Source organism: Novosphingobium pentaromativorans US6-1 (genome assembly GCF_000767465.1).
GTDB lineage: Bacteria > Pseudomonadota > Alphaproteobacteria > Sphingomonadales > Sphingomonadaceae > Novosphingobium > Novosphingobium pentaromativorans.
In genome coordinates, this window is record NZ_CP009291.1 from 1,686,919 (window position 1) to 1,701,454 (window position 14,536).

General features: G+C 62.8%; 15 protein-coding genes. 9 read left to right on the forward strand and 6 right to left on the reverse strand.

Translation table 11 applies throughout. The annotated features are described in order from the left end of the window. The first annotated feature begins 153 nt into the window (after window positions 1-153). The 7 genes from JI59_RS07760 (at window position 154) to JI59_RS27620 (ending at window position 4,761) form a co-directional block, all read left to right on the forward strand. Window positions 154-822: a response regulator transcription factor gene (locus JI59_RS07760; protein WP_038577266.1), complete on the forward strand. Its 669-nt coding sequence runs from the start codon at window positions 154-156 to the stop codon at window positions 820-822. After that, on the forward strand, window positions 815-2,158 hold the full coding sequence (locus JI59_RS07765) for an ATP-binding protein (protein ID WP_007013320.1): 1,344 nt from the start codon (window positions 815-817) through the stop codon (window positions 2,156-2,158). The genes JI59_RS07760 and JI59_RS07765 overlap by 8 nt, the downstream gene beginning before the upstream one ends. Before the next feature lie 135 nt (window positions 2,159-2,293). After that, entirely contained in the window at window positions 2,294-3,103 is an 810-nt protein-coding gene (locus JI59_RS07770) for an MlaA family lipoprotein (RefSeq protein ID WP_007013319.1), read from the forward strand. 146 nt (window positions 3,104-3,249) lie between these two features. Next, a complete protein-coding gene (locus JI59_RS07775) occupies window positions 3,250-3,540 on the forward strand; it encodes a PepSY domain-containing protein (RefSeq protein ID WP_007013318.1) in 291 nt (96 codons plus the stop codon). A 9-nt stretch (window positions 3,541-3,549) separates the two neighbouring features. Further along, window positions 3,550-4,050, forward strand: a complete 501-nt coding sequence (locus tag JI59_RS27615; RefSeq protein WP_007013317.1) for a response regulator — start codon at window positions 3,550-3,552, stop codon at window positions 4,048-4,050. Beyond that, on the forward strand, window positions 4,034-4,198 hold the full coding sequence (locus JI59_RS28115) for a winged helix-turn-helix domain-containing protein (protein WP_007013316.1): 165 nt from the start codon (window positions 4,034-4,036) through the stop codon (window positions 4,196-4,198). The genes JI59_RS27615 and JI59_RS28115 overlap by 17 nt, the downstream gene beginning before the upstream one ends. A gap of 41 nt (window positions 4,199-4,239) precedes the next feature. Then, entirely contained in the window at window positions 4,240-4,761 is a 522-nt protein-coding gene (locus JI59_RS27620; protein ID WP_239000617.1) for a hypothetical protein, read from the forward strand. A gap of 22 nt (window positions 4,762-4,783) precedes the next feature. Here the strand turns inward: JI59_RS27620 and JI59_RS07790 are convergent. Continuing rightward, a protein-coding gene (locus JI59_RS07790; protein WP_085997526.1) for an IS3 family transposase occupies window positions 4,784-5,955 on the reverse strand; the annotation gives its coding sequence in 2 pieces (ribosomal slippage) (window positions 4,784-5,691 and window positions 5,691-5,955; 1,173 coding nt in all). Window positions 5,956-6,063: 108 nt separating this feature from the next. Here JI59_RS07790 and JI59_RS28185 point away from each other — a divergent pair. Next, window positions 6,064-6,168, forward strand: a complete 105-nt coding sequence (locus tag JI59_RS28185) for an efflux RND transporter permease subunit (protein ID WP_238532533.1) — start codon at window positions 6,064-6,066, stop codon at window positions 6,166-6,168. A gap of 250 nt (window positions 6,169-6,418) precedes the next feature. On the opposite strand, the gene JI59_RS07800 is transcribed toward JI59_RS28185, so the two are convergent. The 4 genes from JI59_RS07800 to JI59_RS07815 form a co-directional block, all read right to left on the reverse strand. Then, a complete protein-coding gene (locus JI59_RS07800; protein WP_337999246.1) occupies window positions 6,419-6,961 on the reverse strand; it encodes a lytic transglycosylase domain-containing protein in 543 nt (180 codons plus the stop codon). Window positions 6,962-6,992: 31 nt separating this feature from the next. Continuing rightward, window positions 6,993-9,956: a MobF family relaxase gene (gene mobF / locus JI59_RS07805; RefSeq protein ID WP_007013312.1), complete on the reverse strand. Its 2,964-nt coding sequence runs from the start codon at window positions 9,954-9,956 to the stop codon at window positions 6,993-6,995. After that, a complete protein-coding gene (locus JI59_RS07810; protein ID WP_007013311.1) occupies window positions 9,953-12,076 on the reverse strand; it encodes a type IV secretion system DNA-binding domain-containing protein in 2,124 nt (707 codons plus the stop codon). Before JI59_RS07810 ends, mobF begins: the two co-directional genes overlap by 4 nt. A 148-nt stretch (window positions 12,077-12,224) precedes the next feature. After that, window positions 12,225-12,524 (reverse strand): hypothetical protein, encoded by a 300-nt coding sequence (locus JI59_RS07815; RefSeq protein WP_038577274.1) that lies wholly within the window; start codon window positions 12,522-12,524, stop codon window positions 12,225-12,227. 514 nt (window positions 12,525-13,038) lie between these two features. On the opposite strand from JI59_RS07815, the gene JI59_RS07820 reads away from it, so the two are divergent. After that, window positions 13,039-13,347, forward strand: coding sequence for a hypothetical protein (locus JI59_RS07820; RefSeq protein ID WP_038577278.1), 309 nt, complete (start codon window positions 13,039-13,041; stop codon window positions 13,345-13,347). 158 nt (window positions 13,348-13,505) lie between these two features. Here JI59_RS07820 and JI59_RS07825 read toward each other — a convergent pair whose 3' ends face one another. Continuing rightward, window positions 13,506-14,486 (reverse strand): DUF2493 domain-containing protein, encoded by a 981-nt coding sequence (locus tag JI59_RS07825; protein WP_007013308.1) that lies wholly within the window; start codon window positions 14,484-14,486, stop codon window positions 13,506-13,508. Window positions 14,487-14,536: the final 50 nt, after the last annotated feature.

Genomic DNA, 14,536 nt, shown 5'->3' on the forward strand with positions numbered 1-14,536 from the left:
AATTGCGGATCGCGCATGACATTGCCAATTTTCAATACTTGTGGCGATTGCGGGACGAGTTTCGTTCATTAACATTGGGAACTTTCAATGAATTCCCGCGCCACGTGCGGTTAGACAGACGGCGTTCAGCAGGATGGAGTGCAGACCTTGGACGTGCTTGTCGTTGAGGATGATCTGCGAACGCGGGAACTTGTCCGCGAGTGCCTGGAAGGTAAGGCGCAAACGACACTGGTCGCGACCTGCGCCGAGGCGCTGCATGCGGCGGGGGAGCGCGAATTCGACGTGGCCATCGTTGATCGCATGCTTCCGGACATCGACGGGATCGAAGTCGTGACGGAACTGCGCCGCAGAGGTTCGCAGACCCCGATCCTGCTGCTTACCGCGCTGGGTTCCGTCAATGATCGTGTACGCGGCCTCGATGCCGGAGCGGATGACTATCTGGTCAAACCTTTCGCCCAGACAGAACTTCTCGCGCGAGTCGCCGCCTTGTATCGCCGCCCGCTGCTCGGCGCGCGCACCACCCAGATCTCCGTGCGAGATATCGACATCGACCTTCTCGGCCGCCGGGTGCGACGTGCGGGCCAGACCGTGCATCTCCAGCCCCGCGAGTTTGATCTTCTCGCCCTGCTTGCGCAACATGCGGGCCGTCCGGTGACGCGCAAGATGTTCCTCGAACAGGTCTGGTGCATTCACTATGATCCGACGACCAATATCGTCGAAAGCCATATCAGCCGACTGCGCTCGAAACTGAAGCGCGGCTTCAAGGATGATCCGATCGAGACCATTCAAAATGTGGGATACCGGATGCGCGAAAGTGCCTAGACTGCTCGCCAGCGCGGCTTACCGGCTGGCTTTCACTTATACGGCGGTTTGCGCGTTGGCGATTCTTCTGCTGGGCACAGCGGTCTATCTGGCGGCCGGGGCAGCTATCCAGCAGCAGCAGGATGAGGATTTGCGCAAGGAAGGCGATGCGCTGCTTAGAGCCTACCAGAAAGGCGGTCGGCCTTACCTCTTGGAGGCGCTCCAGCGCCGTGAAGCCTCTCCGAACAACGATTTCGTCTATGCCCTTTTTGATCATGGCCGAAAGATCGCGGACAAGTTCGAGGCTGGCGAACCGCCTCGTGGCCTGAGCAACCTGACCTTTATCGACCCTCGGGAAGGGCCTGATCAGGCACGTGGCCTGCTGACCCGGCTTCCGGATGGAACGGGTTTGCTTGTTGCCCTGGACACCGAAGGCCTTGAACGTCTCGATGCGACGATCCTCTTGCTCTTTTCCATCGCCTTCGTTCTGATCGTGGCTCTTGGAATCGCCGGTTCCCTGGCACTGGGACGGCATCTGAAGCAGCGGTTGGACAGGATATCCACGACCGCCGCCGCCATTGCATCCGGAGATTTGACCAGCCGTATCGAGGAATCCAGAGCATCGGATGAATTCGACCGGGTGGACACAGCGCTCAATGCGATGCTTGACCGGATCACGTCGCTACTGGAAAATCTTCAGCAGGTCTCAAGCGATATTGCCCATGATCTGCGCACACCGCTTACCCGGCTGCGAGCCGAGATCGAAGCGGGCCTGAACCGGCCAGACAATGCCAGGGCCATGCACGAGGCCTTGCAGCGCGCGCTGGATCAGAGTGACAGCGTCCTATTCCTGTTCGCGGCGATTCTGCGCATTGCGGAAGTCGAGGGAGGAACGGCTGCAAGCGGCTTCCAAAGGCTCGATCTCAGTGCACTCACCGCATCGGTCGGCGAAATGTACGGACCGGCACTTGAGGACCAAGGCCGTTCCTTTCACTGCTCGGCTGACACTGGGCTTGCGATCCTGGGAGACAGAGAACTGGTGATGCAGGCTCTAGGCAACCTGCTCGACAATGCCCTGACTCACACGTCACCGGGAACGGACATCCACGTGACGGCGCGGCGGGATGCAGGCGGAATCCATGTAGCGGTGGCAGACAACGGCCCTGGCGTTGCCGCGGTCGACCGCGAGCGCGTGGTGCGGCGCTTCGTGAGACTTGACGCCAGCCGGTCCTGTATCGGGCATGGCCTTGGGCTCAACCTCGTGGCGGCGGTCATGAAAGCGCATGGCGGATCGCTGCGCCTCGATGACAACCGGCCGGGCCTGGTGGCCACAATGACATTTCCCGCCGCAGAATAAGGCGGAGAAAAGCGGAACCGGCCTTGAGACCTCAACGGGTCAACTGAGGCAATTGCCGTTCAGCAGCGTCTTTGCCGGTAACTGTCCCGCGTTGTCGCGCGGACGGCGTTCCACGAGCACCGGAAAGGATATTCTATGAGCCTGGCAATGGCGCTTCTGGCATTGCAGCCTCTGCAAGACATGGCGGTTGTTCCGGTTCCCGAACCTGCCGTCACTCAGACAGCCGCCGCGGATCACGCGGACGCGCCTGCACCTTCAACCGATATCGTGGTCACGCGGCCACTCGCGCCGGATCCGGCCGAAGCCGTCAACATCAAGTCCTTCGAAGCAACGCAGGCAGTGGACAAGGCTGTCTTTCGCCCCGTGGCAACAGCCTACAAGCATGACGTTCCCCATCCGGTCCGCATCGGGGTGCACAACTTCCTGAAGAACGTGCATGAGCCTGTGGTGGCCCTGAACTACGTCCTGCAGATCAAGCTGGGAAAGGCCGCAGAAACAGTCGGCCGGTTTGCGATCAACTCCACTCTGGGGGTGGCCGGTCTGGTTGATGTTGCCCGGAAAAAGCCGTTCAATCTCCCGCGCAGGCCCAACGGGTTCGCGGATACTCTCGGCTACTATGGAGTTGGCCCCGGGACCTATTTCTACGTTCCGCTGGCCGGACCAACAACCGTTCGCGATGCGCTGGGTACAATCGCCGATGGATTGGTGCTTTCTGCGGGCATTGGTACTCCGTTCAACAAAAAGGCGTTTGCCGTTCCCGCCCTGGCCATTGGCGCGCTTGACCGTCGGGCGGAACTTGAAGGAACCTTGGCCGAACAGCGCCTGCAGGATCAGGATGCCTACACCTCGCGCCGCGACCTCTACTTGCGGGCACGAGCGGCTGAAATCGAGGCTCTGCATGGCAGGCAACCGCGCGACATCACCCCGTCACCTGCACCCCGGTAACGATCCGCAATCCAGGCTCCGACCGGCATAGGGCGGAAGCCGCTCTGCCTAAGCTTACCAAATTGTATCCCCTGCGCAAACTCCAACCAATCTATAGGCAGGCATTCTCTGGGGCATGCGATCATGCATGCCATTGGAGAAGGTTGATGAATCGGACTTCACAATTCGCCCTGCTGCCGCTCGCTGCGATGGCGATCCTGCTTTCCGGCACGGCCAGCGCCGCGCCTAAGCCCAAGGTGTCCAAGACCCAGGCAGAGGCGATCGCGCTCAAGGCGGCGCCAGGCAAGATCGTCGAATCCGACTACGAAAAGGAAGACGGAATCTGGCGCTGGTCGTTCGATATCCGGCAGGGCAAGCGCATTCACGAGATCGGCATCGACGCCATCACCGGCAAGATCGTCGAAAGCAGCTTTGAAAACCCCGGCAACAAGGACTGACCGGAGGTCATGTGTATCCTGGCGGCCGAGGATGAACCGGAAACCGCCCAGTTCGTGGCGAACGGTCTCCGGGAGCATGGCCACAACGTGCTGCTCGCGGGAACTGGCCTGGATGCGCTGCACTTTGGCCTGACCGAGGATGTCAGCCTGATGATCCTCGACCGGATGCTGCCGGAGCTGAACGGACTGTCCGTGTTGCTCCGGCTGCGTGCGGCCGGGATCACGGCGCCGGCCATCATGCTGACCGCACTTGGCCGGATCGAGGACCGCATCGGAGGTCTGGATGCCGGGGCCGACGACTATCTGGTCAAGCCTTCAACCTTCGGCGAGTTGTTCGCCCGGGTCAACGCGCTCAGCCGCCGGGCCGCCCCGCAGGAGGCGGTCACGCGGCTGGTGGGGCCCCATCTATATGGATCTGCTGCGCCGCGAGGTACGCCGCGACGGCGTGCCGATCCTGCTTCAGCCCCGCGAGTTCCGTGTGCTGGAGGAACTGATGCGCCACACCCGTGAGTTCGTGACACGCACCATGCTGCTGGAGCCCGTGTGGGATTTCAATTTCGATCCGCAGACCAAGATCGTCGAGACGCATATGAACCGCCTGCGGTCGAAGTTGAACGAAGCGGACTGCCGGACGTTATCGAGACCGTGCGCCGCGTAGGCAACCGGATCCGGACATCAAGAGTCCTGATCAGGAGCGCTGTGTACAGAATTGCTTTCATTTCGTCGCTGTCTTTCGCGTTTGCGGCCCTGTGTCTGGGAGGGGCGGTTTACTCTGCCCCTCATGCCGCGCTGGCGGGCCAGCTGGATGCCAGTATCAAACAGGCCACGGGCAACCTCCTTGCCGAACTCCATGATTACGGGATGCATGGCCTTCGCGAAGGCCTTTCACAGCGGGACGCGAGCGGCCCTGATACTTTGGGATATGCGCTATTCGATCCTTCAGGGCGCAGGATTGCGGGCCGGATGAACACAGCGAGGGCAACGCCCGGCTGGCATCGGATCATGTTCCTGGACCCCAAAGAGGGCGCCGATCCGGCTCGTGCCCTCTTAACCGGGCTTCCTCCCGGCTATCAGCTCATTGTTGCCGCCGACCTGGAGCCGTTGGAGGAGATCGACCACACCGTCCTGATGATGTTCGGCGTGGCCTGCGTGGCACTGGTGGGGATCGGAGCTCTCGGAACACTGAGGTGGTCCCGCCTTCCTGTACAGGTTTGCGGCTAAGTTAAGCTCATCCGGTTGTTGTTTACGCCGCCATTCTGGTGATCAGATCATGGGGGGCATGCCCCCCATGATCTGAAGCGTCGATTTGCCCATATGCCTCTGCCGGGGTTTTGCCTGCAAGGCGTGAGTGAGGCCGGTGATGGTTGTAATAGGCGAACCAGCGGGACAGGCCTGCGCGCAGTTCGGAACCCGTCTCGAAGGCGTGCAGATAGACGCACTCGTACTTCACCGAGCGCCACAGGCGCTCGATGAAGACGTTGTCCATCCAGCGCCCCTTGCCATCCATGCTGATTTTCACTTCGGCCGCCCGCAGCACGCCGGTGAAGGCCTGCGAAGTGAACTGGCTGCCCTGATCGGTGTTGAAGATGTCCGGCTTGCCAAAGCGGGCCATGGCATCCTCCAGAGCCTCGACGCAAAAAGCCGCGTCCATGGTATTGGACAATCGCCAGGCCAGCACCTTGCGGGTGGCCCAATCCATGATCGCAACGAGATAGAGGAAGCCTCGGCGCATCGGTAGATATGTCACGTCCGCACACCACACCTGATTGGGCCGCTCGATCTTCATGTCCCGCAGCAGATAGGGATAAATCCGATGCTCCGGGTGCGGATCGCTCGTGCGCGGGCGCTGGTAGATCGCCGCCAGCCCCATCTGCGCCATCAGCCGTCGTACCCGGCGGCGGCCCACCGCATGACCAAGCCGCTGCAGGTGCCGCACCATCTGCCGGCTGCCGTACCACGGACAGTCCATGAACGTCTCGTCGATTACCCGCATCAGCGCCAGCGTCTCCTCGCTCTGAGGCGCAGGCGTATAATAATAGGAAGACCGGCTGATCGACAGCAGGCGGCACTGCGCCGCGATCGACAGGCGCTGGTGAGCAGGCTCGATCAGCAATCGCCTCTGGCCCGCGCTCATCGACCGGAGGCTTTCGCCAAAAAATCCCGCTCCACCAGCAATTGCCCGATCTTGGCATGCAGCTTCTCGATTTCCGCTTCGGTCTCCGTCTTCGACGCCTGCTCACCGCCGTCGAACAGGCTGGCCATCCCGTCCACCGCCTGACGCTTCCATCCCCCGATCATCGTATGGTGGACGCCGTGCTTCGCAGCCAGTTCCGCCAGCGTCAGTTCACCACGGATCGCCTCCATCGCAACTTTCGCCTTGAATTCCGCGCTGTAGCGCTTTCTCGTCTTCTTCATTCCCGTCCATTCCTTAGGTCGGGATGAGCTTAACACCCTGTCCAGATTTCCAGCACCACGTCACACTGCTGCTCGGCGGTTGGCCGCAAGCGCTTGCGGCCGATCTTGATGTCCGCGCTGATCGCAATCCTCACGCTCAACCCGCTGGCCTTGGGCCTGAGCCGGGGTGCCGGCCTCCAGCGTACGCTGGCCACGGCGATTATTTCGGCCTGACAGCGGCGGTTCCACTGGTGCTGCTGGTCCTGCCTGCTTTTGTCTCTATTTTCCCCGAGCGGGAACGCGGAGGTCTTTGAGTTTCAGAATCGTCGCGGAAGAATATGCACTTCGCATAAATGGCCGCGTTGCTGGCTGCTGCGGATGACACATTTGTCACCACGGTGCGTTCGGAATCTACGTCCTGGCCTCTGGAGCCGACGGTCTCAAAGCTCCCAGCTCCGGTCAATTCGGTTTGTCCAAATTGCGATCAGGGTGCAGCGACCGCCTGATCGAAGGCACTGTCTCCGAACCGGCGTTCCAAGCGCTTCGCAACACTCAATGAATAGCGCTGCTGCCGCCAAGCCGTCGGGCTGTGATAGATGCCGACCGCTCGCCAAAAGTCTCCTGTATCCCGCAGCGCCGCCAGAAATATCCAGCGGGCCGCTTCCACGTTAAAACAGGCATCGAAGCGGAGCCAATTGCGGACCTCAGGGCCTGACCTGCCCATTAGCTCCGCAATCTTCGGCACCCACCAACTGTTGATCTGCAACGGGCCAAGATCGTGCGTGCCATTGGTATTGCTGACCTCTGCACCGATCCAGCCCGCCTCCTGGTCGCGCAGGCCCCAGAGGGCCTTTTCAAGCCAAGGGCGGCCCTCTGCTGCGGCGTGGATGCAACTGGCAATGCGGGCCTCGTCAGACACGCGCACAACGGCATGCACCGGCGTGGCAAAAAGCATGAAAGCCGATGCTGGCAGCCAAAGCCGAACTGCCTGCTGTAATTGTGTGGACCCAAGAAAATTGGTGGTCATGCGCAAACTCCCTCACGGTTAAGCAATGGCATCAGCGGTCAAAACCGGATCGATCATTGGATTTCTGATGATCATGATCGGCGGCCGGAAAAGCGTGCCCCCTGCCCGCACGCGCATGACTGCGGTCGGCGCTGGCTCGGCGCTCAAGCGCCGAGTTAAGAATACGGTCCATGATTTCCGCAATGCCGCCTGCGCCTTCTGCGAGATGTTCACCCAGGCCCTGTGGGGAGCGGCGCTGATCAAGCTGGCGTTCCAGCAGCTGGTCGCGCCGGTCCTGACGCAAGCGCTGCTGATCGTCACGCGCCTGCGCCAGGCGTCCCGCATGACGTCCGGCAAGAGCGCGCGCGGCATCTCGATCGAGCCGGCCGAGCCCTTCCAGCGCCGAAGTCTTCTCCCCGGAGCGAGCCTCAAGCTTCTCGACCAGCTTCTTCTCACTTTCGGTCCAGAGCTTCACGCCAAGTCGCGCCCGGGTAATCGCCGTGTAGTAGTTCTGGCCATTGACCAATGCCGAGTTCACCGGCGCCAGCACATAGACCCGCGCATAGGTCTTCGACTGCGCGGAATAGACCGTTTCGGCATAACCGTGGTCCCAGGTTTTGTGCTCGCTAAGATCGATGGTCTGGACGCGCTTTCCGCGGTCCCAGCGGATGGTGGCAAGGCTCCCTTCCAGCTTCTCGACCGTACCGCGCTCTGCATTCTTGAGGTCCAGTTCGGGGTTGACGAGCCGCCACTGGATGCGGTCGCCTTGCGCAAGGTCGCGCTCCTCGCGGTGGAACACGTTGACGTGACGCGCTTGCCCCAGGCGCGGATCCCACCGGATCATGCGGCCATTCTCATCGACAAGGCGAACGATCTGTCTGCCATTGGCCTCCTGGCTGAGACCGGCCACCCGGTACTCGGTATCGCGGGCGATGCCCGGACCGGCCAAATCGCGAGCAAAAGTGACAACCTGCCCACCAGAATAGAAGCGCGCGAAGTGCTTTTCCTGGGCGGTCATGCCTGCGGGGGTGAGCACCGAGAGGCGGGTATCCTCGGCCGCAATCGCGCTCTCGGACTTCAGGGTCTCGCGAATCTTCGCATTGACCAGGAGCCGGGTTTCGTTCTCAAGCACGAGGATATTGGTCGTCGCGCGCGTCTCGGGCTTGAGCCGGGTCCATTCCTCGACGAGTCCGCTTGCCAGGCCCTCAGCGCTTGCCCCGCTCACCACCTTGTCCAGCCTTTCGAGCGAAGCGACGTAGTTGCCGGCGCGGGCTTCGGTTACCGCGGATTTCATCATCCGCGTTTCCTGCCGCATCGATTCCGTCAGTTCTGCAGTCGGAAGTCCCAGGCGCTGAAGGAGCCAGAACGGCTTGCCCTGCTCGATCGCGCCGGTCTGCCGGTTGTCGCCCAGCAGGATGAGCCTTGCGCCTGTCTCGCGGCTGATCTGGAGCAGCCGCCGTGCCTGCCGGTTCCCCAATTGCCCCGCCTCGTCGACCAGCAGGACGTGGGCATCGGTGATCCCGTGTCCGCCGCCTGCCAGCAGGCTGGCCACGGTTCTGGCCTCCACGCGAGCCCCGTCGCCGAGATTGGCGGCTGCCGAGGATGTCGGCGCCAGAGCAAGAAAGCGCGTTCCAGGTTCGGCCGCCTCGGCAAGCGTTCGCATCAAGGTCGACTTGCCTGCACCGGCGACGCCGTGGAGCCCCATGACACGATCGCGCGACGACGCGAGCATGACCAGCGCCTGTTCTTGCGCCGGATTGAGCCCTGCGCGTTCGAACCGTGCCAGCAGGCGATCGGACGAAGCAATGGGCCGGGCATCATCCAGTGCAAGGGCGAGTTCGCGCGACAAGGCCTGCTCGAGGCGGGCACTGCGCCGCGTTGTGCGCCCCCGGGTCAGGGTGCGATCGCCGGTCGGCTCGCGCACCGCGAGCAGCTTGCGCCGTACTTCATGCTCGCCGATGAGTAGCCGCACTTCGGCGAGACGGACCTCCCCGACATGGCTCGCCAGCGCATGGCGATAGAGTGAGCCCAGGTTGGAGACGGCCTCGCGAGTTTCTGCCTGACGGATCCCGAACAGGGCTGCGCGCCGGCTTGCCATGGGATCGGGCTGCGGCCCCTCTCCTTCGCGCTCTGCGGCTCGGGAACCAAGGTCAGCCAACTCCTTCACATAGGGTTGTGCGCGCTCAGCCCATTGCGCTTTCAGATCGTCGAGCCCCACCTTCACCTTGGCTCCGCGGGTTTCGTAGAAGGAGGCCCGGCGCGCGGCCTGCCCGGCCAGGCCATGTTCCTGCGCATGAGCATCGATCTTTCGGGAACGCTGCGATGTCTCGCGGATGAAGTTCTTGGGCACGCCGGCGATCTCGAAGAGGCCCCGGCGCGGATCGAATTCGATCTCGAAGCCCTGTTCGCGCAGGTCCCGCGCGAGTTCGTTGCGGTAGACCTGCCCTGCCACCATTTGCTCGGCGAACATGGCCCGGGTCTCGAGGCTCGCCATGGGACCATCGGCTTCACGATTGGTCATGTTGAGAACGACGACATGCGTATGAAGGTGCGGGTCAAGATCCCGGCTTGCATGCTCGGTGAAGCGCGCGAAAAGCAATCGCCCGGTAGTTTCGTGTATGATCTCGCTGTCCTCGCGCCGGCGGAGCGAGGCATGTTCTTCCAGATAAGAGAGCGCCATGGTCACTGCGCGTTCGTGGGCGGCGATGATCCGGTCATCGCCTTGGACGAGCGCCATGATCGAAACCGACTTGGGCGCATTGACGGCAAAATCCCATCCGGGATGGTGCTGGACATCGCCATCGCCGCGATGCCGGCCAAGCTGCCCGCCCGCCACCCGCCCGGCAAGCAGTTCGGCGAAGACATGGGGATCGACTTTGCCCTCAAGGCCAAGCTCGGGCGCGAGCCGTCCTCCCCATTGGCTGGGTTCGTCACCGCCCTTGGTGTAATAGTCGCCCACCGTATAGTAGCGCGCGATATTACCCGAAGTGCCCTTGAGACGGCGGGGATGTATCATGCCGGCCGGGCCTTGCGATGAGGGCCGCCTGCCCGGTCATAGACAGCGATCTCGATACGCGGATGCCCTCGCCGCGGTGCCAGCGTAAAGTCCTGGACCTGTCGCGCTTGTTCCAGCTTTGGTTCTGGATCCGATTCCAGTTCTGGTTCTGGTTCGCTCTGCTGGGGGAGCGGTATTGCCTTCGGACCGGCTTCGACGGGATCATCACCATCTGATAGGCCTGCTGCAAACAGGTCCGGTTGACGCCCGTCCGCTTTGCTCTTGCTTCGCGGGTTTAGAGTTTTGCTGGGGCGCCTGTCCTTATTCTCCGGGGTGCTCTCCTCGCCCGGCATGCCGGAGTGATCGTCGCCTCCTTCGGTATGAAGCGTGGCGATGATCGCCTCGCCATCGCTGTCGCGCAAGGGCGGCGTATCGCGCTCGACGAACCCTTCCGTCACGGTCGACACAGTGTTGAAGGTATCGGCAAAACGCACCACCGGAAGGTTACGGCCGAAACGAAGGTAGCCTGAAAGGTTGGGAAGATTGGTGACCTCGGTGTGCATGACCAGCGGACGCGTTACCTGCATGCGCGAGAGGTTCACCCCGTCGCGCATGTCGTTGACGCCGTAAGACATGCCTTCGTTCGCCTCGATCTGCTCGACCTGCCCCAGGTTCTCCGAGACATGCTTGGCGGTGGGGGTATCGTTCGCGCGCAGCGCCACCCAGGTCGAGCAATAGCCGGTGATCGCGGCGGCATCCTGTATGCCGTAGGTCGCTTCCAGTTGCGGATAGGACTGGAAACCCAGGATCCCGCAGCCTCCGTACTTGCGCGCGCGGGCCAGGAAGTCGGACAGCGAAGGAAGCTTCTGCAGGGAAGGAAGCTCGTCGATGATGCAGTAGAGTCGCCGCCTGCGATCGGGCGCCAGGCTCATGATCGCCGATATGGCAATGTCGAGCCAGACGGTGATGAGCGGGCGCAGCGAGGGGAGCTGGTCGGCCTTGACGGTAATGAAGAGCCAGTTGTCCCCTTCCTCGTTGGTGACCCAGTCGCGGATCGAAAGCCCCGTCCGGGTATCGTCGAGGTAGGAAAAGCTGCGCATGACTGAAGCGAGTTCGGCCTGGATTCCGGCCGAGGTCCGCTCGCCCTCGAGACTAATGAAGGCGGCGGCATCGGTTCCCGCGGCGAAAGCAGCCAGGTCCTTGAGCGGGGAGCGCAGCAGCCGGTCGAGAAGTACGGAGGCCAGCATCTCACCTTCGCGCGCGAGCTTCCTCAGGACAGCGACAAGCGTCCCGCGCGCGGCCTTGGCCCAGAAGGGATCACCGGCCTTGTCGGGGATCGTCGATTCCGCGATCTGGTCGTAGTGGTACTCGCGCGGGACGTCGCCCCAAGGCGACCAGTGCGCGGTGCGGGCATCGAGCGGATTGAGGATGATGTCCTTGCCCGGGCGGTAGAACTTCTCGACGAAAGTTCCAGCGGTGTCGTAGATGATCGCCCGCTTGCCCTCCTTGCGGATACCATCCAGCATCTTGACGATGAGGTTGGTCTTTCCAGTTCCCGGCGCGCCGCACAGGAGAATATGTTCAGGCTCGAAGGCATCGGGCACAGGAACCCCGCCGATCGAGAAGCTCCCTTGCTTCTGCCTCCAGAGGGTGCGGCGCACCTGCCTGACGGTCCCGAAACGCGCCCCGCGCAGGTATTCATTGGAACCCAGCCCCCGACCCGTCCTGGTGAAGGCGAACCAGGCGAACAGGAGCGCCACGAGCGCGAAAACCCCGGCGACGATCGCACCGTGAATGAGCTCGATCTCGAAAGCGTGAAGTGTACGCTGGGCGATCGGCGAGGCCATCAACCAGTCGGCCGATGTCCAGTAAGGATGGCCACCGGGCGTCTTGAACAGGACCGGATCGTTGGTTCCAGGCGCCGCGTCGGTCTTGAAACTCGCCTCCACGAGCTTCATCGCGACGTATCGCTGATAGGCCGTGGTATGTTCGAGGGCCCACCACACCGTGCCCATGACCCACAAGGCGAGACCGGCCATGAAGGTCTGGAAGAAGACCTGGGTCGTCATCCTGACGTTGTGGACGATGGACTGGCCGCCGCGGGTCCAGCTCCCCAACGTGTCGTTGCGAAAGATGCTCATCGCCGCCCCTCCCGGGTGAAGCAGACGAAGGCTTGGCCCCTGATTGCTGATCCGACCTCAGCGGTCATCGGGTGGCTCTCCGGTCGCGACCGCGGACCAAAATGACCGGGCACAGACCGGAGGCAGCGCCAATGGAGCGACCCGCCGATCACTGATCCTGGTCCGGATCAAGGAGGCCGCGTTCGCCTAAGATCGTCCGGGCATCGGCCATTCCCCGCTCCAGGAGCTCAGGGGCACGCGCGCCGATCGAGGTGGCGAGCAGGGTGAGGATCTGGATGGCGGTGGCGAGGACCTCGTCCTGCGAGGAATAGATGTACCGGCCATTGGGATCGGCCGCCTCACCCAGAACCTGGCGAACAAACTCCGACAAGGTGAGGTTTGCGCCATAGGCCCGGCGCTGCATCTGCCGGAAAAGGGTGTCGTCCACCCGGACGCTTATTCTGTGCATACCGCTGCTCCGCGTTGCGAAGCCCGGCGTCAGGATGTCATGAAGCAGGAGTTTTTTACCGCAAACCGGCAGGAAACTCAAGAAATGCGGCTGTCCGCCGCGGCACACGCGGAAATTGCGAGGAACTCTGCGGTCTTCGCATTGGCAGGCGCAGTCCCGATACTACCGGTATGACGCCAATGCGAACCAGCGGGTGACGCGGCGCCCCTGGCAAGCCACTGACCAAGCGCGAAAAATCGGCGCAGCACCCGTGCGTACGGTGCATTACAAAACGGCCACGGCCGTGCGTCCTTCCTTGCGCAGCGATTTCTCGCTGCGTCGCCACGTCCCGGAAGGGGCGCGGCTCCCCCGAAGGGGGCCTTGTCCTTTCGCCGGTGGGACACCGGCAGGCTGATCATGGTGCCGCACAGGGGAACCTCCGAATTCATGATGACCTCCCCGTCCATGGATTGCAGGCAGGCCGTAGGCGGCCGATAAAGGGGACGGCGGGCAGACCATCGAAGGATCGATGGACATGCCCAAGAAGACCGACCGTGAACGCCTCGCCGACCTTGAAGCGCGCCAGCGCATGATGGCTGAAGAGGTGGAAAAGACCCGCCGCGCCTTGCGCGGCAAGTACGCAGACATTGTCGCTGACCTCCCGGTAGAAGACCTCACCGAACGGGAATTTCGCGATCTGCTTGCCGCTTCGATCCGGTGTGGCGGCGCGGTGGCTGTGAGTGCCCTTCGCGCCCTTCCTGAAGCAAGCGCATCGTCGAAGTCGGGTACTTCAGCCAACTCCAAGTCATCCCGCAGGGATGGCCCAGCGACGAGCATGGCGTAGCCACGCGCAGGAGGCCGGAGCCACACTTGTGGCTTCGCATCGGCGCCGCGACGGGCGCGAAGCCGAGAGGCTTCGGGTCCCCGAGCGGGGGCGACATCCACGCTGGCAAAATGAAAGGGACCGGCCGAACCGAAGCCCGACCAGTCCTTGCTCCCCTCTTATGCTGCGTCCCGATTGGTGCGCTGGTCCTTCAGCGCGAAGAAGTGCGCCGGTATCCGCTTCGCCCTCACCTCACGGGCAAGATGCGACTGCAGCCCGGAGCCCTCGCAGACGATCGCTTCGACCGGACGCAGGCCCAGGAGCTGCTCGTTGCGGGCAAACCCCGCCCGCTTGCCGAGACGCCGGTCAAGCGTGAAGGCGATGAGCATGGTCCCGCTGCGCGCCGCCCAGGCCGCCGCGATGGCATCGCAGCCCTTGTCCTGCGCTGTGGTCGCCAGCACCATGTTCGGGACCCGTGCCTTCACCGCGTCGAGCGCTTCGGTGAGGAGTTCGTGATCCTCCCAGACCTGCCCTCCCGAGAAGACCACCACCGGACCTTGCGGAGCGTGCGCCTCGGCCTTGCGCATCCGCCGCGCGGCGAGGAAGTCCTGCGCGGCGATGACCGAGGCGGTGCGCTTGGAAGAGACCAGCGATCCCCTCACCGACGACCATGGCCGCCCGCTTTCCGCTAGGTACGTCGCTGCCGCGTGATCGCGCATGCAGGCCACCGCTTCGCGCGCTTCGTCGAGGGACTGGCAGAGCACCTGCGCCTCCTCAAGCTCACTCATCAGCACCTCGCTGCCGTCGGCATCGCGTGCGAGATCGCGAACCTTCATTGCCGCCCGGTCGGCTTCGCCGTCGAGCTGCTCGGCGACCTTGTGGAAGGAATTGACGATCCCCCAGGCAAGGCGCGGCGCGAGGCTTTCGATACGGGTATCGCGCAGTACGTCGAAGAGCGTGGCGACCAGCATTTCGGTAGCAAGCTGGGCCTGCATGGCGTCCGGCATGTCGCAGGTCAGTTCGTCGTCGGCTATACCCATGCGGCTCGCATCGAGGCCCGTTTCGAAAGCGGTGGAGAAGCCATCGGCCGGTGTCAGGGTTTCCGCAGCAATGAGATCGGCGATTTCTGAAAAGTCGCGAATGGTGCGCTTGATGTTCATCGTAGCCTCCTTGAATCCAGGAAAAGAGGCTTCCCCTCCGGCACGGGCTG